General features: G+C 71.5%; 20 protein-coding genes and 1 riboswitch. Of the genes, 12 read left to right on the top strand and 8 right to left on the bottom strand.

The window, feature by feature from the left end:
* The first annotated feature begins 4 nt into the window (after positions 1-4).
* On the top strand, positions 5-1,207 hold the full coding sequence (locus ACFC1J_RS13070; protein ID WP_375906608.1) for a HupE/UreJ family protein: 1,203 nt from the start codon (positions 5-7) through the stop codon (positions 1,205-1,207).
* A gap of 38 nt (positions 1,208-1,245) precedes the next feature.
* Here ACFC1J_RS13070 and ACFC1J_RS13065 read toward each other — a convergent pair whose 3' ends face one another.
* The gene (locus tag ACFC1J_RS13065; protein WP_375906605.1) at positions 1,246-1,722 is read right to left on the bottom strand and encodes a DUF4188 domain-containing protein; all 477 of its coding nucleotides are present in this window, start codon (positions 1,720-1,722) and stop codon (positions 1,246-1,248) included.
* A 66-nt stretch (positions 1,723-1,788) separates the two neighbouring features.
* Between ACFC1J_RS13065 and ACFC1J_RS13060 the strand changes: the two genes are divergently transcribed.
* Both ACFC1J_RS13060 and ACFC1J_RS13055 read left to right on the top strand, forming a co-directional pair.
* Complete coding sequence (locus tag ACFC1J_RS13060) at positions 1,789-2,388, top strand: TetR/AcrR family transcriptional regulator (protein ID WP_375906602.1); 600 nt, start codon at positions 1,789-1,791, stop codon at positions 2,386-2,388.
* A 93-nt stretch (positions 2,389-2,481) separates the two neighbouring features.
* Positions 2,482-3,021 (top strand): hypothetical protein, encoded by a 540-nt coding sequence (locus tag ACFC1J_RS13055; protein ID WP_375906600.1) that lies wholly within the window; start codon positions 2,482-2,484, stop codon positions 3,019-3,021.
* A 69-nt stretch (positions 3,022-3,090) separates the two neighbouring features.
* On the opposite strand, the gene ACFC1J_RS13050 is transcribed toward ACFC1J_RS13055, so the two are convergent.
* Positions 3,091-3,972, bottom strand: coding sequence for a bifunctional methylenetetrahydrofolate dehydrogenase/methenyltetrahydrofolate cyclohydrolase (locus ACFC1J_RS13050; RefSeq protein WP_375906597.1), 882 nt, complete (start codon positions 3,970-3,972; stop codon positions 3,091-3,093).
* A 129-nt stretch (positions 3,973-4,101) separates the two neighbouring features.
* Entirely contained in the window at positions 4,102-5,376 is a 1,275-nt protein-coding gene (gene glyA, locus ACFC1J_RS13045; protein ID WP_375906594.1) for a serine hydroxymethyltransferase, read from the bottom strand.
* 35 nt (positions 5,377-5,411) lie between these two features.
* Positions 5,412-5,494: riboswitch (ZMP/ZTP riboswitch) on the bottom strand.
* Between the two features lie 85 nt (positions 5,495-5,579).
* Here glyA and ACFC1J_RS13040 point away from each other — a divergent pair.
* The 6 genes from ACFC1J_RS13040 to ACFC1J_RS13015 all read left to right on the top strand — a co-directional run bounded on the left by ACFC1J_RS13040 (position 5,580) and on the right by ACFC1J_RS13015 (position 13,131).
* Positions 5,580-7,193, top strand: coding sequence for a beta-N-acetylhexosaminidase (locus ACFC1J_RS13040; protein ID WP_375906591.1), 1,614 nt, complete (start codon positions 5,580-5,582; stop codon positions 7,191-7,193).
* A complete protein-coding gene (gene nagA / locus ACFC1J_RS13035) occupies positions 7,190-8,365 on the top strand; it encodes an N-acetylglucosamine-6-phosphate deacetylase (RefSeq protein ID WP_375906588.1) in 1,176 nt (391 codons plus the stop codon). The genes ACFC1J_RS13040 and nagA overlap by 4 nt, the downstream gene beginning before the upstream one ends.
* A gap of 467 nt (positions 8,366-8,832) precedes the next feature.
* Positions 8,833-10,893: a sigma-70 family RNA polymerase sigma factor gene (locus tag ACFC1J_RS13030; protein WP_375906585.1), complete on the top strand. Its 2,061-nt coding sequence runs from the start codon at positions 8,833-8,835 to the stop codon at positions 10,891-10,893.
* A 10-nt stretch (positions 10,894-10,903) separates the two neighbouring features.
* Complete coding sequence (locus ACFC1J_RS13025; RefSeq protein ID WP_375906583.1) at positions 10,904-11,305, top strand: YrdB family protein; 402 nt, start codon at positions 10,904-10,906, stop codon at positions 11,303-11,305.
* A 7-nt stretch (positions 11,306-11,312) separates the two neighbouring features.
* Entirely contained in the window at positions 11,313-12,731 is a 1,419-nt protein-coding gene (locus ACFC1J_RS13020; RefSeq protein ID WP_375906580.1) for an FAD-binding oxidoreductase, read from the top strand.
* On the top strand, positions 12,724-13,131 hold the full coding sequence (locus ACFC1J_RS13015) for an NUDIX domain-containing protein (protein ID WP_375906577.1): 408 nt from the start codon (positions 12,724-12,726) through the stop codon (positions 13,129-13,131). Before ACFC1J_RS13020 ends, ACFC1J_RS13015 begins: the two co-directional genes overlap by 8 nt.
* 78 nt (positions 13,132-13,209) lie before the next feature.
* Here the strand turns inward: ACFC1J_RS13015 and nagB are convergent, their stop codons facing one another.
* The 3 genes from nagB to ACFC1J_RS13000 are packed head-to-tail and all read right to left on the bottom strand — an operon-like array spanning position 13,210 to position 16,122.
* The gene (gene nagB / locus ACFC1J_RS13010; RefSeq protein ID WP_375906574.1) at positions 13,210-13,989 is read right to left on the bottom strand and encodes a glucosamine-6-phosphate deaminase; all 780 of its coding nucleotides are present in this window, start codon (positions 13,987-13,989) and stop codon (positions 13,210-13,212) included.
* Between the two features lie 58 nt (positions 13,990-14,047).
* Complete coding sequence (locus tag ACFC1J_RS13005; RefSeq protein WP_375907013.1) at positions 14,048-14,965, bottom strand: ROK family protein; 918 nt, start codon at positions 14,963-14,965, stop codon at positions 14,048-14,050.
* A 5-nt stretch (positions 14,966-14,970) separates the two neighbouring features.
* The gene (locus tag ACFC1J_RS13000) at positions 14,971-16,122 is read right to left on the bottom strand and encodes an ROK family protein (RefSeq protein ID WP_375906571.1); all 1,152 of its coding nucleotides are present in this window, start codon (positions 16,120-16,122) and stop codon (positions 14,971-14,973) included.
* 280 nt (positions 16,123-16,402) lie between these two features.
* Here ACFC1J_RS13000 and ACFC1J_RS12995 point away from each other — a divergent pair, with 280 nt between their 5' ends.
* Complete coding sequence (locus ACFC1J_RS12995) at positions 16,403-17,881, top strand: L,D-transpeptidase family protein (protein WP_375906568.1); 1,479 nt, start codon at positions 16,403-16,405, stop codon at positions 17,879-17,881.
* A 134-nt stretch (positions 17,882-18,015) separates the two neighbouring features.
* Here ACFC1J_RS12995 and ACFC1J_RS12990 read toward each other — a convergent pair whose 3' ends face one another.
* Positions 18,016-20,235 carry an NADP-dependent isocitrate dehydrogenase gene (locus tag ACFC1J_RS12990; RefSeq protein WP_375906565.1) on the bottom strand — a complete coding sequence of 740 codons (2,220 nt, stop codon included), beginning with the start codon at positions 20,233-20,235 and terminating at the stop codon, positions 18,016-18,018.
* 247 nt (positions 20,236-20,482) lie between these two features.
* Here ACFC1J_RS12990 and ACFC1J_RS12985 point away from each other — a divergent pair, with 247 nt between their 5' ends.
* Positions 20,483-20,935: a GNAT family N-acetyltransferase gene (locus ACFC1J_RS12985; RefSeq protein WP_375906562.1), complete on the top strand. Its 453-nt coding sequence runs from the start codon at positions 20,483-20,485 to the stop codon at positions 20,933-20,935.
* 324 nt (positions 20,936-21,259) lie between these two features.
* Here the strand turns inward: ACFC1J_RS12985 and ACFC1J_RS12980 are convergent, their stop codons facing one another.
* Positions 21,260-22,105, bottom strand: a complete 846-nt coding sequence (locus ACFC1J_RS12980; protein ID WP_375906559.1) for a hypothetical protein — start codon at positions 22,103-22,105, stop codon at positions 21,260-21,262.
* Between the two features lie 201 nt (positions 22,106-22,306).
* Here ACFC1J_RS12980 and ACFC1J_RS12975 point away from each other — a divergent pair, with 201 nt between their 5' ends.
* A complete protein-coding gene (locus tag ACFC1J_RS12975) occupies positions 22,307-23,152 on the top strand; it encodes an endonuclease domain-containing protein (RefSeq protein ID WP_375906556.1) in 846 nt (281 codons plus the stop codon).
* Positions 23,153-23,180: the final 28 nt, after the last annotated feature.

The raw sequence follows: 23,180 nt of genomic DNA, 5'->3' as shown, positions 1-23,180 counted from the left end.
GTCGATGCGCTCGGCCCCGCGCGTCGCGGTCGTCCTCGCACTCGTCGCCGCCGCGCTCCTGCTCTCCGCCGGCCCGGCTGCGGCGCATGTGACCACCGTCGCGTATGCGGACCTGACCGCGGCGAGCCCGACCGACGTCCGCGTCGAGTTCGATCTGCAGTACCAGCTGCTCAGCGCGTCCGCCGCCACGGCGCAGGACGACCCCGCGCTCTTCGCCGACGCCATCGGGCACCCTCGGCAGGGCGCCGAGGACCAGGTGCTCGCCGACCACGCCGCGGCCATCCTCGCCTACACGACGGCGCGCTTCCGCGTCGCGGTCGACGGCGGCGCGGAATGCGTGCCGCACCCCGATGACCCCGCCGCATTCCACGCCAGGGACGCGACGGACTACGCGCGCTTCGCGGTGCGCTATGCGTGCGCCGCCGGTCACGGCGGCGCCTTCGTCGTGCGCAGCGCCCTGTTCCCCGACTCCGAGGGAATGGTCACCGACACGAAGACGATCGTGACCTACGCCCTCGACGGCCACCGGGGCAGTGCCGCCCTCGACGCCGCGCATCCGCGGTTCTCGACCGCGCAGCCCTGGACGGAGCGCTTCGCCGAGTTCTTCCTCCTCGGCGCCGAGCACCTGCTGACCGGGATCGATCACATCCTCTTCCTCCTCGCGCTCATCATCAGCTCACGGCGCCTGCGCGACGTGGTCTTCGCGGCGACGTGCTTCACGGTCGCGCACTCGATCACCCTTCTGCTCGCCACCCTGGGTCTCGTGCACATCGGGGCGAACGCGGTGGAGCCCGCGATCGCGCTGTCGATCGCGGCCGTCGCGGGCTGGCATCTCTGGGAGGAGCGCCTCCGAGGCGCGGCGCGACGCCGCGGAGAGCCGGCGCCCCCGCCCACCCGGTGGGCCTCCCTGCTGCGCCTCGGGATCGTGTTCGGCTTCGGGCTCATCCACGGGCTCGGCTTCGCGACCGCGCTGAAGATCGAGGAACCGTGGTCGTGGACGCTGCTGTGGTCGCTCCTCGTCTTCAACCTGGGGATCGAGGCGGTGCAGCTGGCCGTCATCCTGGTGGTCCTCCCGCCGCTCCTGCTGCTGCGCCGACGCATGCCCCGGACCGCGACGGCCCTCGGCGTCGCCGCAACCGCCGTGGTGCTCCTGTTCGGCCTGCTCTGGTTCGCGATGCGCGTGCTCGGCCTGCCCGGCACGCCCTGAGCCCGCGGGGTCTCCTCTGCGGCGGATCCGCGCCCCTCTCAGCGACCGAGCCGTTGGCGGGCGGTGTTCCGGCCGGCGCCGACCGGCTCGTGCGCCGTGGCGGCGGCGAGTCCGAACAGCGGCATGTCGGCGTAGATCGCCTCCATCTCCCCGGCCGACACCTGGTAGGTCTCGTGCCAGACGCCGACGCTGCCGGATCCGAGCAGCGTGCGCATGAAGTCGCGCCACGGCTGCAGGTGCGGGGCGTCGCGGTCGGCGGCGAAGCGCTGCAGATGCTCCGGGCTCTCCCAGTACGAGAGCAGGATCGTCGTGCGCCCCAGCCAGCTCTCGCAGCCGAGCATGCCCGCCTCCGGATGCCGCGCGAGATGCCGCAGCATCTTCGGCATCTGCCGCGCCACGCGCTGCACGCGACCCAGCTGCCACCACTTGTTCGCCCGCATCCCGATGACGAACACCGTGATGTCGCTGCGGTCCACGGCCGCCGTGTACCGACCGGGGAAGACCTTCTCAGTCATCGCCGTTCCTCTCGAACGTTGTTATAGAACAATGTTATGGAACGACGTTACGATAGGATTCCTTCCATGGCAAGACCCATCACACACGACGCGAACCTGCGCTCCCGACTGATCGAGGTCGCTTCCGCGATGATCGACCGGGACGGTCCTGAGCGCTTCTCCGTGCGCGAGGTGGCAGGGGGAGCCGAGACCTCGACGTCGGCCGTCTACTCGCTGTTCGGCAGCAAGGCGGATCTGATCACCGCCGTGGTCGCGGACTCGTTCGCCTCGTTCGCCCTGGCGCAGCGCGAGGCGGAACCCCGGGGCCTGCGCGCCCTCGGCGAGGCGTATCGCGCGTGGGCGCTGCAGCATCCCGACCGCTACCGCCTCATGTTCAGCGGGGCGATCGCCGGGGCGCCGCACGGCATCGCCGGCGGCGCCGCCGACGGGGGCGGCGATCCGGAGTCCGATCCGGAGCTGGATGCGCTCCTCCCCCTCGCCCGCACCCTCACCGGCGCGGGCAGGGTCGACGAGAGCGTCGACCTGCGCAGCACGCTGGCCGTCTGGGCGCAGGTGCACGGCGCGGTCAGCCTCGAGCTCGCGCGCGTCGCCCCGCCCTGGATCGACGCCGACGCCGTGTACGCCGCGGTGCTCGACGCGATCGCCGCGGTGCACCCCGGCCGCTGACCATACGCACTCCCGCATCACGACGCGCGACCGAATGACGACGCGCGACACGCCCGCCTTCCCGCTCGCCCCGCCGCATGACAGTCTGGACGCATGAGGAATCTGATCGTGCGGTTCGCTTCTCTCTACGTCTTCAACGTCGTCGTGCTGCTCGTGATCGGCTGGCTGACGCCGGCGAGGGTCGGGCTGCACGCGCTGTGGGCATCCGTGATCCTGACCCTGGCGACGCTCTTCCTCAAGCCGCTGCTGAAGAGGACCGCGACCTCCCTGTCGGCCGGCGGCACCAAGGTCGTGCAGTACCTCGCCGTGTTCGTGGTCGAGTTCCTCATCTGGCTGCTCACGGTCTGGCTGAGCGGCGTGCGCGCCGGAAACCTCTGGGGCTGGATCCTCCCGCCGGTGATCCTGCTGATCGGCTGGGTCGTCTACGACCAGATCGACGACGCGCTGTCCCGCAAGGCCGGCGAACTGTACGACGCCGCGGGGGCGAAGATCTCGGGATCCCGACGCGGATCCGCCGCCCCGGCCTCGTCCGCTCCGCCCGCCACGTCGTCGCCGGCGACCGCCGCGGGGCGTGAGGAGCTCAAGGACGGGCTCACTCCGGAGCAGCGCCGCATGCTCGACGAGCTCGGCTGAGCTTCCCGATCCCCATACGCGGAAAGGGCGGATCCGACCAATCGGATCCGCCCTTTCCCCGTCTTCGGCTCAGACCGCGACGCGCTCCGCGGCCTCGACCACGTTCGTCATGAGCAGCGCGACCGTCATCGGGCCCACGCCGCCGGGATTCGGCGAGATCCAGCCGGCGACCTCGGCGACCGCGGGATCCACATCCCCGTAGACCTTGTTCTTTCCGGTCTCGGGATCCGTCTCGCGCGTCACGCCCACGTCGAGCACCGCCGCGCCGGGCTTGACGTCCGCCGCGGTGATGAGGTGCTTGACCCCTGCGCCGGCGACGATGACGTCGGCCTCGCGCAGATACGGCGACATGTCGGGCGTACCCGTGTGCACCTGGGTGACGGTGGCGTTGATGTCACGGCGCGTGAGCAGCAGTCCCATCGGGCGTCCGATCGTGACGCCGCGGCCGACGACCACGACGTGCTTCCCCTTGAGGTCGTAGTCGTTGCGCAGCAGCAGCTCGATCACGCCGCGCGGCGTGCAGGGCAGCGGCGTGCGGATCGGCGCGTTCACGTTCAGCACGAGTCGGCCGAGGTTGGTCGGGTGCAGGCCGTCGGCGTCCTTCGCGGGGTCGATCCGCTCGAGGATCGCGTCGGTGTCGAGGTGCTTCGGCAGCGGCAGCTGCACGATGTAGCCGTGGCACGCCGGATCCGCGTTGAGCTCGTCGATGACGGCCTCGACCTCGGCCTGCGTGGCGTCGGCGGGCAGTTCCCGCTGGATCGAGTTCATCCCGATCTCCTCGGACTGCCGGTGCTTCATCCCCACGTACAGCTGCGACGCCGGGTCCGCCCCGACCAGCACCGTGGCGATGCCGGGGACGATGCCCTTCTCCCTCAGCGCGGCGACCCGCTCGGTGAGCTCGGCCTTGATCTCGGCCGCAGCGGCCTTTCCATCCAGGATCTTCGCGGTCATTGTCAAACTCCTTCAAAGCCTCCGCAGTTCTTTCGACCGCGAGACTGCAACTGGGCGACGAGACTGCAGCTCTCGGCCGCAGTCTCGTCGCGGAGATGCAGTCTCGCGGTCAGGAATCGATCCGTGGGGTTACTGCTGCAGGTCCGGGTAGAGCGGGAAGGCGGCCGCGAGCGCGTCCACGCGGGAGCGCAGCGCCTCGACGTCGGCGCCGGGCTGCAGCGCGAGGGCGATCACGTCGGCGACCTCGGTGAACTCGGCGTCGCCGAAGCCGCGGGTCGCGAGCGCCGGGGTGCCGATGCGCAGACCCGAGGTGACCATCGGCGGACGCGGGTCGTTCGGGACGGCGTTGCGGTTCACCGTGATGTGGATGTCGTGCAGGAGGTCCTCGGCCTGCTTGCCGTCGATCTCGGCATCGCGCAGGTCGACGAGCACGAGGTGCACATCGGTGCCGCCGGAGCGGACGGCGATGCCCGCGTCCTTCACGTCCTGCTGCGAGAGGCGGTCGGCGATGAGGGCCGCGCCGCGCAGCACGCGCTCCTGGCGCTCCTTGAACTCCGGGGTGCCGGCGATCTTGAACGCTGTCGCCTTGGCGGCGATCACGTGCATGAGCGGACCGCCCTGCTGGCCGGGGAAGACGGCGGAGTTGATCTTCTTCGCGATCTCGGGGTCGTTCGTGAGGATGAAGCCGGAGCGGGGGCCGCCGATGGTCTTGTGCACGGTCGAGGAGACGACGTGCGCGTGCGGCACCGGGTTCGGGTGCAGGCCCGCGGCGACGAGTCCGGCGAAGTGGGCCATGTCGACCCAGAGCAGCGCGCCCACCTCGTCGGCGATCTCGCGGAACGCGGCGAAGTCGAGCGTGCGCGGGTAGGCGGACCAGCCGGCGATGATGACCTTGGGCTTGTGCTCGAGGGCGAGGCGGCGCACCTCGTCCATGTCGATGGTCGAGGTCTCCGGGTTCACGCCGTACGCGACGATGTCGTAGAGCCGCCCGGAGAAGTTGATCTTCATGCCGTGCGTGAGGTGGCCGCCCTGGTCGAGGGACAGGCCGAGCAGGGTGTCGCCTGGGCGGGCGATCGCGTGCAGCACGGCGGCGTTCGCCGTCGCGCCGGAGTGCGGCTGGACGTTCGCGAACTCGGCGCCGAACAGCTCCTTGGCGCGGGCGATCGCGAGCTCCTCGGCGACGTCGACCTCCTCGCAGCCGCCGTAGTACCGGCGCCCGGGGTAGCCCTCTGCGTACTTGTTGGTCAGCACGGAACCCTGCGACTGCAGGACCGAGACGGGGACGAAGTTCTCCGAGGCGATCATCTCGAGGAACGTCTGCTGGCGCTTCAGCTCACGGTCGAGGACCTGGGCGATCTCGGGATCCACCTCGGAGAGAGGCGCGTTGAAGAAACGGTCGGTCATGGCGTGCTCCTTTGACGGTTGCGAAGAGAAGGGTGCTCATCGGCCCAGGCGCGCGGTCGAATCCATGACGGTCGCTCCCCGGTGGTGACCCACCCAGACGCCAGTCGCGACATGGACGAGCCTACCGGATCAGGATGGGGATCCGGAGGGGGATGACGCGAGTGTGCCTGCGCGCTCCCGCCCGGGCACGGTACGTTTTGTTCATGGTCCTGCATGATGCACCGTCGCTCATCCCGTTCCCCTCCTCCGTTCAGCTCGGCGAAGGGTCCGTCCCGCTCGCCTCCGTCCGGCTCAGCGGCGATCCCGACGCGGTCGCGCTGCTGCGCGGGGAGTGGGAGGCGCTGCTCGGCCCCGATGCGCTGAGCGACACGGGGGCGACGGATGTCGCGCTCGGGATCGACGCGACGCGAGGATCCGACGAGGGCTACACACTGGACGCCGGCGGCGGGCGGATCCGCATCACCGGGCACGACGCCGCGGGACTCTTCTACGGCACCCGCACGCTGCTGCAGCTGCTGCGACGCGGCGAACGCCCGAGCGAGGGATCCGCAGAGCATGTGGACGAGGCGGGCTGGTCGGTCCCCGAGGTCCGGATCGAGGACGCCCCGCGCTTCCGCTACCGGGGCGTCATGCTCGACGTCGCCCGCCACTTCTTCGGCGTCGCCGACGTCGAGCGCTGGATCGACCGCGCCGTCTCGCTCAAGTACAACCACCTGCACCTGCACCTCACGGACGACCAGGGCTGGCGCATCCGCATCGACGCATGGCCGCAGCTCACCGGCGCCGGATCCGGCGGCGACGCGACCGGAGGCCCAGGGGGCTTCTACACGAAGGACGACGTCCGCCGGATCGTCGCCTACGCCGCCGCACGGCACCTGACGGTCGTGCCCGAGATCGACCTGCCGGGGCACACCCACGCGATCGGCCTCGGCTACCCCGACCTCGTCGAGCTCCCGGCGATCACCGAGGCGAACGTCACCGAGGCGGCCGCGCTGAACCAGCCGCTGCCCGTGCACGGCGTGCACTATGCGGCCTGGGGCGTGGGGCACTCCTCGGTGAAGATCCACGAGGAGCGCACCTACGACCTCATCCGCGACGTGCTCGCCGAGGTCGCAGAGCTGATGCCGGGCCCCTACCTCCACATCGGGGGCGACGAGTGCCTCGGCACGTCCGCCGCCGACTTCGCGCTCTTCTTCGAGCGGGCGGGCCGCCTGGCCGCGGCGACAGGGAAGACGCCGGTCGCCTGGCACGAGGCGGGCGCCGTCGACGGCCTCGTGCCGGGCATGATCGGGCAGTACTGGGGATCCGCCGTGCCGCAGGGCGACCACGCGGCGCACGCCCGCCGCTTCGTGGAGCGCGGCGGCGCGCTCATCCTGTCGCCCTCCGACCGCGCCTATCTCGATATGAAGCCGCGCGCCGATCACCCGCGGGGGCTCGCCTGGGCGGGCATCGTGCCGCTGCGCCAGTCGTACGACTGGGATCCCGCGGCGGTGATCGACGGGGTTCCCGCCGCGTCGATCCTCGGCATCGAGGCGCCGCTGTGGACCGAGTCCGTCACCACGCTCGCCGAAGCCGACGGACTCGCGTTCCCGCGCATCGCCGCTCAGGCGGAGATCGGCTGGTCGGCGCAGAATGGACCAGAGCGCTCCTGGCGCTCGTTCCGCACCAGGGTCGCGCAGCTGGTCCCCGCCTGGGAGGCCTCCGGCATCGCCGTCGACCGCGCCGCGCTGGACGACGACCCGGAGCAGGACGACGAGCGCGTCCCCCAGCCCGAGAACCACCCCGCATCCGCCCCGAGCACCGAGGAGACCGCATGACCGTCCGCACCGAGAGCTCCGCGCAGGGGTCGCTCGTCATCCATTCCGCCCGCATCGTCTCCGGCGGCTCCGTGATCGAGGACGGCTGGGTGCGGTTCGAGGACGGATCCGTCGCGGCGCGCGGCACGGGGTCCGGCTGGGCGCCCGCCGACGCGGTCGTGGATGCGCGCGAGGCGGCGGGCGACGGCGCGATCCTGACCCCCGGCTTCGTCGACATCCACAGCCACGGCGGCGCCGGCGCGGCCTTCGACGACGGCGTCGACGCGATCCGCACGGCCCGCGCCATGCACCGCGCGCACGGCACCACGCGCGCCGTCGTCTCACTGATCACCGCGACCCTCGACGAGCTCGCCGAACGCGTGGGCATGGTCGCCGACCTCATGCGGACCGATCAGGATCTGCTCGGCTCGCACCTGGAGGGGCCCTTCCTCGACCCGGGCCACATGGGCGCGCACGACCCCGAGCTGCTGCGCGCTCCGGCCGCCGCCGACGTGCAGCGCCTGCTCGACGCGGGACGCGGCACCGTGCGCCAGGTCACCGTCGCCCCCGAACTCGACGGAGGACTGGAGGCGATCCGCCTCATCGTCGCCGCGGGCTCCGCGGCTGCGGTGGGACACACCGACGCGGACGACGACACGATGCGCGCCGCGTTCGACGCGGGCGCGACGATCCTCACGCACGCGTTCAACGCGATGCGCCCGGTGCACCACCGCAATCCCGGTCCGGTGCTCACCGCCGCGCACGACGAGCGCGTGACGCTCGAGGCCATCGCCGACAACATCCACCTGCACCCGCAGGTCATCAAGCTCGTGTTCGATGAGGCGCCAGGGCGGGTCGCGCTGGTCACCGATGCGATGGCGGCAGCAGGATCCGCGGACGGCGACTACATGCTCGGCTCCCTGCACGTGACGGTCCTCGACGGCGTGGCCAGGGTGGACAGCGGATCGATCGCCGGTTCCACGCTCACGCAGGACGTGGCGCTGCGTCGTGCGGTCGAGGCCGGCGTCCCGCTCGCCGACGCCGTGCTCGCCCTCACGGGCACCCCCGCGCGGGCGATCGGCGTGGCCGACGAGCTGGGCGAGCTCGCACCGGGCCGTCTCGCGGATGCGGTGCTGCTGACCGCGGACCTCGACGTCGCGGCCGTATGGACGGGCGCGCCGCTGCGGCGCTGACCTGCACCCTCGATCCGGGCGGGGCCGCCGCTCCCCAGCGGCGGTCCCCTCCCGCGATCTCCCCAGAGACCTCCGTACCCGATCAGAGGTCTTCCCCCTTGTCAGAGCGGGTCGGCCCGGAACTCCTCCCCCGAGGTGCCGGGCCGACCCCGCCGGCGGATCCCCATCCGCCGGAGCCTGTGCTCGCCGCCCCCCGGTGGCCCACGCAGACTGTCTCTGACAGGAGAGATGGCGGGGTTCAGGTTCCATTACGCGAGTTCGCAAGATTTCTTCAGAAAAGTTTTGAGACGCTGTCTCACGCGCCTCGGGACCGAGTCCGAGGCGCGCGACCCCGTGACGACCACCGACGATTTCGTTCCTGCCCTGGCGCGTTCCTCCTCAAGGGTGAAGAATGAAGAATCCGCGTGATGAAAACCAGGGGTCTGCGTCTCTTCTGATGAGCACGCTTCCGACCTGAGAACCGAGAGATGACCGACCACACCATTTCACCGAGCAATACCGCGCCCGAATCGGCGCGGAGCGACGCCGACCTCGTGCTGCGCGCCCGGTCCGGCGACGCCGGCGCCTACGCCGAGCTGTGGCGTCGGCACTATGCATCGGGCATCACCGTGGCGCGGTCGATGACGAACGTGTTCGACGCGGACGATCTCGTCCAGGAGGCGTTCGCACGGATCTACCAGGCGATCCAGAAGGGCGGCGGCCCGACCGGCTCCTTCCGCGCCTACCTGTTCACCAGCATCCGCAACACCGCGGCCGGCTGGGGACGCGCACGCCGTGAGGCCCCGATCGACGAGCTCGACACGGTCGCCGACCCCGCCTCGACCGACCAGGCCGCGAACGACGCGCTCGACCGCAGTCTGTCCGCACAGGCCTTCCGCAGCCTCCCCTCGCGCTGGCAGGAGGTGCTCTGGTACTCCGAGATCGAGCAGATGAAGCCGGGCGAGATCGCGCCGCTGCTGGGCATGACCGCCGGCGCCACGGCCCAGCTCGCCTTCCGGGCGCGCGAGGGCCTGCGCGAGGCGTGGATCCAGGCGCACCTGAGCACCGCCGAGGCCGGATCGGTCTGCGAATGGGCCATCGAGCGCCTCGGCGCCTACTCGCGCGGCAACCTCGGAGTGCGGGACCGCACCAAGCTGGAGAACCACCTCGGCGAGTGCGCGCGCTGCCTGATCGTTGCGGCCGAGGCCAAGGAGGTCTCGCACCGTCTCGCCTTCGTGCTGCTGCCCCTCGTGCTCGGCATCGGCGGTTCCGGCGCCTACCTCGCGATGCTGCAGAGCGGGTCCGCTCCGATCGTCGCCCTCGCCGCGATGCCCTCGAGCGTCGTGCAGGGCGCCGTCGTCGCCGGCTCGGCCGGTGTCGGCGCGGCCGGAGCCGCCGGTCACGGCGCCGCGAGCGCGGCCGGAGCCGCGGCGCACGGCAGCACCGCAGGCGCTGCCGGATCCGCCGGCTCCGGAGGGTCGGCCGGAGGAGCCGTCGCCGGCTTCGGCGCCCTCGTCGGCGCAGGCTCGGTGGCCCTGGTGATCGCCGGCGCGATCGTCGCAGCGGCCGTGGTGCCGGGGTTCACGGCGAACCCCGCATCCACCTCCGCCCCCTCCGCCTCGGATCAGAGCGAGTCCGGCATCGTCGCGCAGGTCTCTCCTCCCACGAACGTGCCGATCACCGCACCGGCGCCCGCCCCCGCTCCCGACCCCGCACCGTTGCCGGAGAAGCCGAAGCCGATCGTGAGCGTTCCGGTGGAGCTCCCGAAGAACGAGCCCGCGAGCGAACCCGCTCCCGTCACCCCCGTGGAGCCGGGCCAGCCGGGTACCGGCCCTGGAACCGATCCCGGCACGAACCCCGGGACGGATCCCGGCACCGACCCCGGGACGGATCCGGGAACCGACCCGTCGACTCCGCCGGCCACCGCTCCGGTCATCGACACCGCCACGCTCACCTGCGGGCCGTTCCTTCCGGTGCTCGAGAAGCGGGTGCAGGTGTCGATCGCGATCACGGGCGTTCCCGGCGCGACCGTGCGGCCCTCGCTCGACACGGCTTCGACCCGCGACACGACGCTCGACGCAGCCGGCAAGGGTCTCGTCGTGCTCTTCCCGACCTATGACCAGGTCAATGGCGGGACGAAGGTCACGTTCACCTACGTCCTCGGAGACAAGACGGGCGGATCCGCCGTGTTCGATCTCGGCAGGTTCGCGCCGGTGACCTGGCCTCAGTGCTGGCTCAACCCGCCGGAGCCGATCCCCGGGGAGCCTGTCACCGATCCGGTGGCGACCACGCCGCCTCCCGCCGAGACCTCGGGATCCGTTCCCGCAGCGACGCCGACCGAGACCCTGGAGACCGGCGCTCCGGCGACCGAGCCGGCGCCCACCGAGCCCGCCCCGGCGCCCATCGAGCCGGCCCCGGCCCCGGCCGAGCCTGCTCCGGCACCGACCGAGCCTGCCGCCCCCGAGGCCGCTGCTCCGACGAGCACCTCCACGACCACGGAGCCGTCCGCCCCCGCGGAGCCCGCCGTCGACCCCGCTCCTGGCGCGTAGAATTGTCGGCATGTCCGCCGACACCCCCGCCCAGAATCCCGGAGCGACCCCGTCGCTCCCCCTGCAACAGGGTGTGCTCCCCCGCGCCACCGCGCTCGACATCGTCCGGGTGATCGTCCTGGTCGCCGCGCTCGCATCGCTCGTGCTGTGGGGGCTGGCCGCGTGGACGCTCCCCTGGAACCTCGTCGCTGCGATCGGCGCTCCTGTCGTCACGCTGCTGCTGTGGGCCCTGTTCCTCTCGCCGCGGCCCGTGCTCGTCGTGCACCCGTTCGTGCGCGCCGCCGTCGAACTGCTCCTCTACGCGGCGGTCACCGTCGCCTGGTGGACCATGGGGCAGACCTGGATCGGACTCGGGTTCGCCGTCGTCGCGATCGCGACCGGGCTCATGGCCGGCCGCCGCTCCCTGTCCTGAGGTCGCGATGACCGCCGCCGTGCTGGATCGGCTCCGCATCGCGCTGGGCGACCGCGCCGACACCACGGACGCCGCCCTCGAGGCGGCGCGCGCCGACCGGTCGGGTCACGCCTCCCCGAGCGTGCCCCTCGCCGTCGTGCACGCCGAATCCGTCTCCGATGTGCAGGCGACCTTGCGCATCGCGCAGGAGACCGGCACGCCCGTCGTGGTGCGCGGCGCGGGCACCGGACTCGCCGGCGCCGCGATCGCGGGCGCCGGAGAGATCGTGCTGTCCACACTGCGGATGCGGCGGGTGCTCGAGATCCGCCCCGACGACCTCCTCGCGGTGGTGGAGCCCGGCATCCTGAACGCCGAACTCGATGCGGTCCTCGCCGAACACGGGCTCTGGTGGCCGCCGGACCCCGCCAGTCGCGACATCTCGACGATCGGCGGCAACATCGCCACGGGCGCCGGAGGGCTGCTCTGCGCGAAGTACGGCGTCGTGCGCGATGCCGTCCTGGCGATCGACCTCGTGCTCGCCGACGGCCGCCTGCTACATCTGGGGCACCGCAGCGTGAAGGGCGTGACCGGCCTCGATCTCACGTCGCTCGTGATCGGATCCGAAGGCCGGCTCGGCGTGATCGTCGGCGCCACACTGAAGCTCCGCCGAGTCGTGCCCGGCGCGCCGTGCACGATCGTCGCCACCTTCCCGACGGTGCACGATGCGGCGCGCGGATCCGCGGCCGTCACGGCCTCGGGCGCGGAGCCCGCGATCATGGAGCTCATGGACGCCCGCTGCCTCGCTGCGGTGCACGCGCTGCTCGATCTGGATCCGCCGGCCGCGGGCGTGGCCCAGCTGACGATCCAGACCGACGGGCGCTCGGCGGCGGTCGAGGCCGCGCAGATCGCGTCCGTGCTGCGCGAGGCCGGCGGCACGGTGACCGTGACCGACGACCCCGCCCGCGGCGAGGAGCTCCTGCGGATCCGCCGATCGATGCACGCCGCGATGGCCGCACTGGGCACCACGCTCATCGAGGACGTCTCGGTGCCGCGCAGCGCGCTGCCGGCGATGTTCGACGAGATCGCGCGCATCGAGCGGGAATACCGGATCGAGATCCCCACGGTCGCGCACGCCGGTGACGGCAACCTGCATCCGAACTTCATCGTGCAGACGCCCGAGATCCCTCCGCGCATCTGGCAGGCGGCCGACGAGCTGTTCCGCGCAGCGATGCGCCTGGGCGGCACGCTCACGGGCGAGCACGGCATCGGGACGCTGAAGAGCCGCTGGCTCGCCGAAGAGCTGGGCGAGGACCAGTGGCGGTTGCAGCGCGACATCGTGCGGGTGTTCGATCCGGCGGGAACACTCGCACCGGACAGGGTCTTCGCCGCCCGCATCACCGAGCCCGACACCGCAGCACCCGCCCACGCAGAGGAGCCCCATGCCTGACATCCACGTCTCGGCCGCCATCATCACCGATGCCGCGGGACGCGTGCTGGTAGTACGCAAACAGGGCACGGAGCGGTTCATGCAGCCCGGCGGCAAGCCCGAAGCCGGCGAGACCGCTGCGCAGACCCTCGCGCGCGAGCTGCACGAGGAGCTCGGCCTGCGGATCGACGAGGACGCCCTGCGCCCGCTCGGCGTCTTCGTCTCCGCGGCCGCGAACGAGCCGGGCCACCGCGTGGTCGCGACCGCTTTCGCCACGACAGCAGAGCCAGCGGACGTGCAGGTGCAGGCCGAGCTCGCCGAGCTCCGCTGGATCACCCCCGCCGACGCGGAGTCGCTGCCGCTCGCCCCGCTCAGCGAGGAGCACCTGCTCCCGCTGGCGTGGCCGGGGCTCACCCGCTGAGCGCTCTTCGTCTCGCTGCGCTCGGGGACCGATCCATGATGCGGTCCCCGAACGAACCGAAGGCGAGACGAAGGGCGGTCAGATCCCCTGCCAGGCCGGCTTGTTGGCGAAGGTGTAGCGGTAGTAGTCCGCGAGCCTGAGCTTCGACGCGGCCGCCTCGTCCACGACGACGGTGGCGTGCGGGTGCAGCTGGATCGCCGAGGCCGGCGTGATGGCCGCGAGCGGGCCCTCCACGGCGTCCGCGATGGCCTGCGCCTTGCTCTCGCCGTAGGCGAGCAGGACGAGGTGGCGCGCCTCCAGGATCGTGCCGAGGCCCTGGGTGATGCAGTGCCGTGGCACCTGGTCGAGCGCGTCGAAGAAGCGCGCGTTGTCCTCGCGGGTCTGCTCCGTGAGCGTCTTCACCCTGGTGCGCGATGCGAAGGAGCTGCCCGGCTCGTTGAAGCCGATGTGGCCGTCGGTGCCGATGCCGAGCAGCTGCAGGTCCACCCCTCCTGCCGCGCGGATCTTCGCGTCGTACTCCGCACCCGCGTGCTCGATGCCGTCCTCGGATCCGTCCGGCACGTGCACGAGGGCGGGCGTCAGCCCCAGGGGCTCGACGACCTCGCGCGTGATCACGGAGCGGTAGCTCTCCGGGTGCGAGGGATCGATGCCGACGTACTCGTCCAGCGCGAAGCCGCGCACGTGCGTCACGTCGACGCCGTCGAGCTGGGTCCGCAGTGCCGAGTAGACCGGCAGCGGGGTGGATCCGGTCGCGAGTCCGAGGACCGCGTCGGAGCGCCGGCCGATGAGCCGGGCGATCTCTGCGGCGACCAGTTCGCCGGCGGCGGCGGAGTTCTCGACGATGACGACTTCGGCCATGGGTGCTCCTCGTGGGTGTCGGTGGCGTGGTTTCGGAGGTACGGGTTCGACGCGGCGCTCAGACGAGCTCGGCGGGCAGCCGCGCGGCTCCCACCAGGGCGGCGCCGAGCGCGGCCGCCGGGGATCCTGCCGGCAGCAGTTCGATCCTCTCATCCAGATGCAACGAGCCGATGAACGGCGACTCCGCGCCCTCCTGGCGCAGCCGGCGGACGATGTCGTCGAGGAGGCGGTCGCCGAGGGCCGTGACCCCGCCGCCGATCACGACGGTCTCGACGTCGGCGCTCAGCACCAGGCTGCGCACGGCGGAGGCCGCCCCGAAGGCCACGCCCTCGCGTAGTTCGAGGGCGAAGGCGTCGCCGCGCTCCGCCAGGTCGAAGATGTCGCGGAGCGGCAGTTCGCCGCCGCGCCCCCAAGCCTTGCCGACGGCGCCTCCGCCGCAGAAGGTCTCGATGCAGCCGCGCTGTCCGCAGCCGCACACCCGCCCGCGGGGGTCGACCGAGAGATGCCCGACCTCGCCGGCCGTGCCGTGGGCGCCGCGCCAGAGCGCGCCGTCGATCACGATCCCTGCCGCGACCCCCGTGCCCAGGTTGAGATAGGCCATCGAATGCGCGTCGCCCCGCAGGGATCCCGCGCCGAGGGCCGCGGCCTTCACGTCGTTCTCCACGGAGACGGGCACGGGCAGCCGCACGCGCACGGCGTCGGCGAGGTCGAGCTCGGTCACCCCGAGGTTCACCGCGTGCAGCACCCGCCCGGCGTCGGCATCGATCAGGCCGGGGATGCCGATGCCGACGGATACCACGTCCGCGACGGGGAATCCGCCCTCGACGGCGAGCGCCTCGACCGCGTCGTGCACGGCGGTCACGACCGCGTGATCGCCCCACCCCGTGGGGATGCGCGTGCGGGCGAGGATCGCCCCGTCCGCGGTGAGGGCGAGCGCGTCGATCTTGGTGCCGCCGACATCCAGGCCGACACGGATCCCGCTCACGAAACGCCCAGCTGGCCGGATAGGACCATGACCGCGGCCCCGCGCAGCACGATGTCGTCCTGGGCCGTCAGACGGATGGCGACGTCGTCGAACACGCCCTCCAGAGTGCGCTCGGTGAGCGTGCGGATCGCCGCATCGATGAGCGTTCCCGCGAGCAGGTCGGCGGGACCGGACAGCACGATCTCGGAGAGGTCCAGCGCGGCGACGATCGGTGCGATGGCGACGCCGAGCCGGGTTCCGGCCTCGCGCAGGACCTGCTCCTCGGACGCAGGATCCTCGGCGATGCGCGCGCGCAGCCGCGACGCGCTCAGCCAGGCCTCGAGACATCCGTCCTTGCCGCACGCGCAGCGCGGACCGCCGTCGGTGCCGACGACGACGTGGCCGATCTCGCCGGCCGCGAAGCGGCTGCCCACGAGCGGCTGGCTGTCGGAGATGAGTCCCGCGCCCACGCCGCGGCCGATCTTGATCAGCAGCATGTCGGGGCGCGCCTGGCCGAACGTGTACTCCGCGAGCACCGCGGCGTTCGCGTCGTTGCGCACCAGCACGGGGAGATCGAGTGCGGCGCTGAGCAGGCGCTCCAGGGGGAAGTCGACCCAGTCCAGGTTGGGCGAGTTCAGCACCATCCCGTCGGGGCGGACGATCCCGGGGGCGCCGACGCCGATGCCGAGCACGGGCGCGGTGGAGAGCCCGACGAGCTCCTCCGCGAGGGAGCACGCCGCCTCGTAGGCGGCCGTGCCGCCGGTCGGGCGCGGCACCTCGCGGCGCTCGAGCACCACGCCGTCCAGGCTGATGAGCGCACCCTCGAAGACGCCGGGGCCGGACAGGTCAAGGCCCACGATGCGATGGCCCTCGCGATCGATGTCGATGAGGATGGGCGGCTTGCCGGGACCGGTGGTCTCGCGGATGCCCTTCTCGATGACGATGCCGTCATGGATGAACTCGCTGACGAGGTCCGAGATCGTCACGCGGGTGAGCCCGGTCTCGCGGGAGAGGTCGGCACGGCTCATCGCACCCGAGTGATACAGCATCTGCAGCACCAGGGCGCGGTTGTGTCCGCGCGCATGCTCGGGGAGCACCTTGGTGCTCGTGCGCAGCTTTCGCGCCGACCCGAAGCGATGCGGGCTCGAATCGCCGCTCTCCGCATTCATCGGGCGATGCCGCTCATCCGTGGGACCATGTTTGTTAGTACACCTTACGAACAGAGTGAAAATCAAGCCCGGTCGCGCGCGGCGAGATCCGGGTTTACCCAAACGTTACCGGATCCCGGCCTCCGCTTCGCGTGTTTCCCGCGCGCGGCGCCCGACAGCGTCCTCCCCGCCCACCGATCCGGAGCCCCCGCCCGCCCATGTGCTTCCGTTGCCGTTTTGTGATATGGCATCCCGTATCCTTGAAAGACTGACAACGCTCAAGGGCAAGGGGGGTGTGCACGTGACGGATCTGGTAGCGGCAGCGGGGGCTCCGACAGAGGAGAACTCGATCGTCGACGGCACGGACGCGACCACGGAGGCCGCGACCGGAGACGGCGCAGGCGACCGCCACGCGGAGTGGGCGCCCTCCGAGGACGCTCCGCGCAAGAAGCGCCACATCGGACGATGGGTCGGCATCGGCCTCGGCGTGCTCGCGCTGGGGCTCGGCGCGGCATCGACGATCCTCATCGCGCCCGGCACCGCGATCGCCGGTGTGCAGGTCGGCGGCATGACCCCCGGCGCTGCCGCGGAGGCCGTGAGCAACCACCTCAACGCCATGCAGGTGACGCTGACGGGCGAGGGCGGCGGCAAGCACGTCACCGGATCCGATCTGGGCGCGCACATCGACGCGACGAAGCTGGCCGACAAGGCCTTCGCCGACCATCCCATGTGGAACGTCACCAGCTGGATGTCGGCGCCGATCACCGGCGCCATCACCCTCGACGACCGCGCCGCCGAGCATGCGCTCCGCGCGGAGGTCCCCACGGTCTACCGGGACGCCACCGACGCCACGGTCGCGTTCCACGGCACCGGCTACGCGGCGGCGCCCGCGAAGGACGGATCCGGCATCGACCTCAAGGCCCTCACCGCGGCGATCACCGCGGCGTCCGAGAAGGGGCAGAGCTCCCTCGCCTTCGAAGCGAAGGCCGCACCGATCGCCCCCGCGATCAGCGACAAGACCGCGGCCGACACGGTCGCCCAGCTCAACACCATGCTCTCCACGATCGGCTTCTACGTCGGCACCGAGCGCACGGTCCCCGTCGACGCGGCGACCGCCGCCGGCTGGATCACCGTCACGCCGGACAACGGCAAGCTCACGATCACCGCAGACCAGGCGGCCATCCAGAAGAGCATCGACACGCTCGCGGCGAAGGTCGACCGCGCACCGGTCAACGCCACGACCGTCGTGAACTCCTCGGGCGAGGCGCTCGACGACATCACGCCCGGTGTCGCCGGCCGCCAGCTCGGCGACACGTCGGGCACGGCGGCGGCGTTCGCCTCGCAGATCTCCAAGGGCAACGGCACCTTCGCCCTGCCCGTCAAAGACACCCCGTTCAACTCGACCTCGCTGCTGCGCAAGATCGACGTGAACCTCAGCACCGAGACGCTGACGGTCACCGAGAACGGCAACGTCGTCGATTCCTGGCTGATCTCCTCGGGACGCGGCGACTTCGCGACCCACACCGGATCCTTCGCCGTGAACTGGAAGCTCGACAGCCAGAACATGGGCAACACCGACCTGACCAAGGCGCCGTTCTACTACCAGCCCGACGTGAAGTGGGTCATGTACTTCAACGGCGACGAGGCGCTGCACGGCGTGTACTGGCACGACAACTGGGGCACCCCGATGAGCCACGGCTGCGTCGGCATGCCGGAATGGCGCGCCGAGTGGCTGTTCGACTGGGCGCCGCAGGGCACTGAGATCAACGTCCACTACTGATCCGAATCCTGCCGCCGAAGGGGCCCGTCGCATCGTGCGGCGGGCCCCTTCGCGTGTCCCGCGTGCGCTCTGCGCGCGGCGGGAGGAACGACGAGGGGGCGGACGCCGCGGCGTCCGCCCCCTCGTCGATCTCGTCAGTTCAGGCCGTCGATGACCGCGTTCAGCGTGGCGGACGGACGCATGATCTTGGCCACGAGAGCCCCGTCCGGGCGGTAGTAGCCGCCGATCTCGGCGGGCTTGCCCTGCACCGCGGTGAGCTCGGAGACGATGCGCTCCTCGTCCGCGGCGAGCGCGGCGGCGACCGGGGCGAACGCGGCGGCGAGCGCGGCGTCCTCGGTCTGCGCGGCCAGCTCCTGCGCCCAGTACAGGGCCAGGTAGAAGTGGCTGCCGCGGTTGTCGATCGTGCCCAGGGCCCGCCCCGGCGAGCGGTCGTTCTCGAGGAACGTGCCGGTCGCGGCGTCGAGCGTCTTCGCCAGGATCGCGGCCTTGGCGTTGCCGGTGCGGTCGGCGAAGTGCTCGAACGACGCGGCCAGCGCGAAGAACTCGCCCAGCGAGTCCCAGCGCAGGTAGTTCTCCTCGACGAGCTGCTGCACGTGCTTCGGGGCGGATCCACCCGCGCCCGTCTCGAACAGGCCACCGCCGGCGAGCAGCGGGACGATGCTGAGCATCTTCGCGCTGGTGCCGACCTCGAGGATCGGGAAGAGGTCGGTGAGGTAGTCGCGCAGCACGTTGCCGGTGACCGAGATGGTGTCCTCGCCCTTGCGCATGCGCGCGAGCGAGTAGCGGGTCGCATCCTCGGGGGTGAGGATCTCGATCGTGAGGCCGTCGGTGTCGTAGTCCTTCAGGTACTCGGTCACCTTGGCGATCAGCGCGGCGTCGTGCGAGCGCGCCGGGTCGAGCCAGAAGACGGCCGGGGCGCCGCTCGCGCGGGCGCGGCTCACGGCGAGCTTCACCCAGTCACGGACCGGGACGTCCTTGGTCTGCGTCGCGCGCCAGATGTCGCCCGCGTGCACCTCATGCTCGAGGACCACCTCGCCGGCCGCGTTCACGACCTGCACGCGGCCGTCCGCGGCGATCTCGAACGTCTTGTCGTGGCTGCCGTACTCCTCGGCCGCCTGGGCCATCAGGCCCACGTTCGGCACGGTGCCGATCGTGGCGGGATCCAGCGGGCCGTTCGCGATCACGTCCTCGATCGTGGCCTGGTAGACGCCGGCGTAGGAGGAGTCGGGGATGACCGCGAGCGTGTCGTCCTCGCCCCCGTCCTTGCCCCACAGCTTGCCGCCGTTGCGGATCAGCGCGGGCATCGACGCGTCGACGATCACGTCGCTCGGCACGTGCAGGTTCGTGATGCCCTTGTCCGAGTTCACGTAGCTGAGACGCGGGCCGTTCTCCATGGCGCGGAAGAAGGCCTCGGCGATCTCCTCGCCGCCCTCCAGGTCTGCGAGTCCGGCGAGGATGGATCCGAGTCCGTCGTTCGCGGTGAGGCCGGCCTCGGCGAGCTTGTCGCCGTACTGGGCGAACACATCCGCGAAGTAGGCGCGCACGACGTGGCCGAAGATGATCGGGTCGGAGACCTTCATCATCGTGGCCTTGAGGTGCACGGAGTACAGCACGTCCTCGGCCTTCGCCTCGGCGAGGGTCTCGGCGAGGAAGGCGTCGAGCGCGGCGGCGTTCAGGAAGGTCGCGTCGATGATCTCCCCGGGGAGCACCTTGAGGTTCTCCTTGAGGACCGTCACCTGGCCGTCCGCGGAGACGTGCTGGATCGTCAGCACGTCATCGCCCGGCGAGACCCAGCTCTTCTCGTTCGCCTTGAAGTCGTCGTGGCCCAGGGTGGCGACGTGGGTCTGCGAGCCCTCGCCGAACGCCTTGTTGCGGTGCGGGTGCTTCTTCGCGTAGTTCTTCACCGCGAGCGGCGCACGCCGGTCGCTGTTGCCCTCGCGCAGCACCGGGTTCACCGCGGATCCCTTGATGCGGTCGTAGCGGGCGCGGACGTCCTTCTCCTCGACCGTGGCCGCGTCGTCCGGGTAGTCCGGGACGTCGAAGCCCTTCTGCTGCAGCTCGGCGACGGCCGCCTTGAGCTGCGGGATGGACGCCGAGATGTTCGGCAGCTTGATGATGTTGGCCTCGGGCGTGGTCGCCAGACCCCCGAGCTCGGCGAGCGCGTCGCCCACGGCCTGGCCGGCGCTCAGGCGCTCGGGGAAGGCGGCGAGGATCCGGCCGGCGAGCGAGATGTCGCGGGTCTCGATGTCGACGCCCGCCTGGTGGGCGTAGGCCTGGACGATCGGCAGCAGAGAGGCCGTGGCGAGCGCCGGCGCCTCGTCCGTGTAGGTGTAGATGATGGCGTCGTCGGTCACCGGGGTCTCCGTTTCACGCAGGAAGGGTTTCAGACAGCGACCACGCGTGGATGCGCACGCGGTATCGCGCAGATTTATCTCGATACCAAGATACCTGCCCTTCGTGGATTCCCGAGCGCCCTTCGTCCTGCTGCGCTCGCGCGGGATCCGCTCGCGGACCGTTCGCTCCGCACCGCGGAAGGTGAACTTCTCCCCACGTTTCGCCCTGCTCCGCCACGAGCGCCGTCCAGGGGTTAGCCTGGGGACCATGACGGAACTGCGACTGGTCGAACTGTCCGCGGCGACGATCGTCGCCGTCAACAATCTCTCCCTGAAGCCCGGGCAGGAGCAGTACCTCGCGCCCGTCTCCTACGGGATCGCCGCGACCGTCATGAATCCGCAGACCAGCTGGCAGCGGGTCGTGCTGGACGGCGAGGAGGTCGTCGGCTTCGTCAGCGCCAACTTCGATCCCGATGCCCCCGAGGAGCACTTCCGCTCCGTGCTGTGGCGCATCAACGTCGACGCGGACGACCAGGGACGCGGCGTCGGCCGGTTCGCCGTGGAGAGCCTGATCTCCGAGGCACGGGTGCGCGGCTTCGGGCACCTGAACGTGATCTACGAGGCGGGCGCCGGGGGTCCGGAGGCGTTCTTCCAGCGCGTCGGCTTCACGCCCGTCGGAGAGACCGAGTACGCCGAGGTCATCGCGGAGATCCGCTTCTGAGCACCGGCGCGCCCCACCGCTGAGCACCGGGGCGCCCGCGACACGCGTACGCTGTGATCGGCGGCGGGGTTTCGAATCCCCTCCCCCATCGAAGCCCCGTCGTCTCCTCCTCCCGCGGAGCAGCCGCCGCCGGACTCGCCGCCCTGCGGTTCGCCGCGTGCCGTCACGTCTGCAGGGGTTCGCCGCGTGCCGCCGTCACGTCCGCAGCGGTTCGCCGCGTGCCGCGGTCACGTCCGCAGGATGTGTGCAACTCCGCAGGACGGATCCGCCCGATGCGCCCTGCAGAAGTGAAGACATCCTGCAGACTGCGCCGCGTGCGTGCGCTCAGTCGCGCTTCTTGCGCGGCTTCGGACCGCGCTCGCGCGCATTCCACGCGGCGATCGCTGACGCCGCCGCATCGGCCGCGCGGTCCAGGGCGTCGGCGGACATCGAGATCACCTGCTGGGCGGTGTCCTGCCAGCCCGTCGCGCGCGATGCGCGCTCGCGCTCGGGATCCCGGCCCTCGGCGCGCGCGCGGGCGTCGTGCTCGGCGGTGTCGAAGGCGCGCTCCAGCCGGGTCACCGCGTCGCGATAGGCGCCGAACTCGGCGGGCCCGATCCGGCGGGCGGGGTCGGGGCGGGCCTGTCTGGCCTCATCCAGCGCGAGCAGGAATGCGGCCGTCGACGGATCGCCGGCATCGCCGATGGTCGGGTACGCGATGAGCTTCGCGGGATCCGTCTCGTAGGCCATCCAGCGCGCCACCACGGCGTCGTGGGCCGCGATCGCGCGCGGCAGCGGGCGTCGGTGCGGATCCGCGTTCAGGGCCAGGTCGGCTCGTGCGGCCTCCACCTGCGCGCGCCGGGCGCGCACCGCCGCGGACGCCGCCTTCGCGCCGGCCTCAGCGTCGCGCAGCGCGCGCCGGGCATCGGACACCTCGACCGGATGCGCGGACCCTGCCGCTCGCCCCGCGACGCGGCCGGCGAGCTCCGCCCGGGCGACGCGCACCGCGAGACGCGCTTCGGTGGCCGCCCGCTGAGCGGCCTGCAGATCGAGACGCGCGGCGTCGTAACCGAGCCGACGGCCTCCGGATGCGGCACCGCGGCGAGCGCCCAGCACGATCACGGCTCCCGCGCCGACGATGACCGGCACGATCCACCAGAGTTCCGCGACGACCGCCCAGAAGGGATCCACGCCTCGAGCCTACCGATCACATTTCCACAGGGCATTTGCACTTCCACAGGACAGATCCTCCGGATCCATCCTGCAGAGTTGCGACCCTCCTGCAAAACGCGTGGACGCACATCGTCCTGCACAGACGGGGCCCGACACCTCTTCCACCCTGATTCCGCGAATCACCTCCCACGCGTTCCCGCCACGACCCAGGCTGTCGGCATGGACCTGCACACCTGGCTCTCCCTTCGCAGCGGCATCGGACATCGCGACGATGCCGCGGCGGCCGGCTTCTCCCCCACCCGCGTACGCGCCGCCATCCGCGACGGCACCGTGCAGCGCATCAGAGCCAAGTGGATCGCGCTGCGCTCGGCCCCGCCCGAGCTGGTTCGTGCGGCGGCGGCCGGCGGCGCACTCACCTGCGTGTCTCTGGCCCGACGACGAGAGTGGTGGGTACCGCCCGACGACGACGGGGCGCTGCATCTGCACCTGCCCCGGCATGGGTCGGTCCGGGACCACGGCGTGCAGGCGCACTGGGCCAAGCCGCTGGGCCCCGACCGGCCACGGTCCTTGGAGGCATCCGTCGAAGACGCGCTCGCCCACGCCGCCCAGTGCTTCCCCCTCGATCAGGCGACCGCGATCTGGGAGTCGGCGATCCGCACCGAGGCCATCGCGCTCGAATCGCTCCGGCAGGTGACGTGGCGGAGCACCGCGGCCCGCAGGGTCGCCGCGCACACGCGCGGAGACACCGGATCCTCGCTCGAGACGATCTTCCACGTTCGGCTGAGCGGCTGGGGCGTGCGACTGCGGTTCCAGGTGCGCCTCGCCGGCCACGACGTGGACTTCCTGATCGGCACGCACCTCATCGTCCAGGTCGACGGATGGGCGCACCACTCGACATCGGCGGATCGCACGCGCGACATCGCCCACGACGCCGAGCTCCGCCTGCGCGGCTATACCGTGCTCCGCTTCTCCTCCGCGCAGATCGTCTACGACTGGCAGAGCGTCGAGCGGATCCTCATCGCCGCCATCAGCCGCGGCGCCCACCTCGCTCCGGTGCACGCATGAGCCCGTCCTCGCGTGGAGCGGTCCCGTC

The sequence above is a fragment of the Microbacterium sp. NPDC056052 genome, assembly GCF_042266785.1.
GTDB lineage: Bacteria > Actinomycetota > Actinomycetes > Actinomycetales > Microbacteriaceae > Microbacterium.
This window is presented reverse-complemented; position numbering and strand designations above follow the sequence as displayed.

Coding starts and splice junctions, on each gene's coding strand:
- ACFC1J_RS13070 (WP_375906608.1), top strand. CDS start 5: ATGCGCTCGGCCCCGCGCGTCGCGGTCGTCCTCGCACTCGTCGCCGCC.
- nagA (WP_375906588.1), top strand. CDS start 7,190: ATGACCGTCCGCACCGAGAGCTCCGCGCAGGGGTCGCTCGTCATCCAT.
- glyA (WP_375906594.1), bottom strand. CDS start 5,376: ATGACCGACCGTTTCTTCAACGCGCCTCTCTCCGAGGTGGATCCCGAG.
- ACFC1J_RS12985 (WP_375906562.1), top strand. CDS start 20,483: ATGACGGAACTGCGACTGGTCGAACTGTCCGCGGCGACGATCGTCGCC.
- nagB (WP_375906574.1), bottom strand. CDS start 13,989: ATGGCCGAAGTCGTCATCGTCGAGAACTCCGCCGCCGCCGGCGAACTG.
- ACFC1J_RS13050 (WP_375906597.1), bottom strand. CDS start 3,972: ATGACCGCGAAGATCCTGGATGGAAAGGCCGCTGCGGCCGAGATCAAG.
- ACFC1J_RS13000 (WP_375906571.1), bottom strand. CDS start 16,122: ATGAATGCGGAGAGCGGCGATTCGAGCCCGCATCGCTTCGGGTCGGCG.
- ACFC1J_RS13040 (WP_375906591.1), top strand. CDS start 5,580: ATGGTCCTGCATGATGCACCGTCGCTCATCCCGTTCCCCTCCTCCGTT.
- ACFC1J_RS12975 (WP_375906556.1), top strand. CDS start 22,307: ATGGACCTGCACACCTGGCTCTCCCTTCGCAGCGGCATCGGACATCGC.
- ACFC1J_RS13055 (WP_375906600.1), top strand. CDS start 2,482: ATGAGGAATCTGATCGTGCGGTTCGCTTCTCTCTACGTCTTCAACGTC.
- ACFC1J_RS13015 (WP_375906577.1), top strand. CDS start 12,724: ATGCCTGACATCCACGTCTCGGCCGCCATCATCACCGATGCCGCGGGA.
- ACFC1J_RS13030 (WP_375906585.1), top strand. CDS start 8,833: ATGACCGACCACACCATTTCACCGAGCAATACCGCGCCCGAATCGGCG.
- ACFC1J_RS13020 (WP_375906580.1), top strand. CDS start 11,313: ATGACCGCCGCCGTGCTGGATCGGCTCCGCATCGCGCTGGGCGACCGC.
- ACFC1J_RS13065 (WP_375906605.1), bottom strand. CDS start 1,722: ATGACTGAGAAGGTCTTCCCCGGTCGGTACACGGCGGCCGTGGACCGC.
- ACFC1J_RS13060 (WP_375906602.1), top strand. CDS start 1,789: ATGGCAAGACCCATCACACACGACGCGAACCTGCGCTCCCGACTGATC.
- ACFC1J_RS13025 (WP_375906583.1), top strand. CDS start 10,904: ATGTCCGCCGACACCCCCGCCCAGAATCCCGGAGCGACCCCGTCGCTC.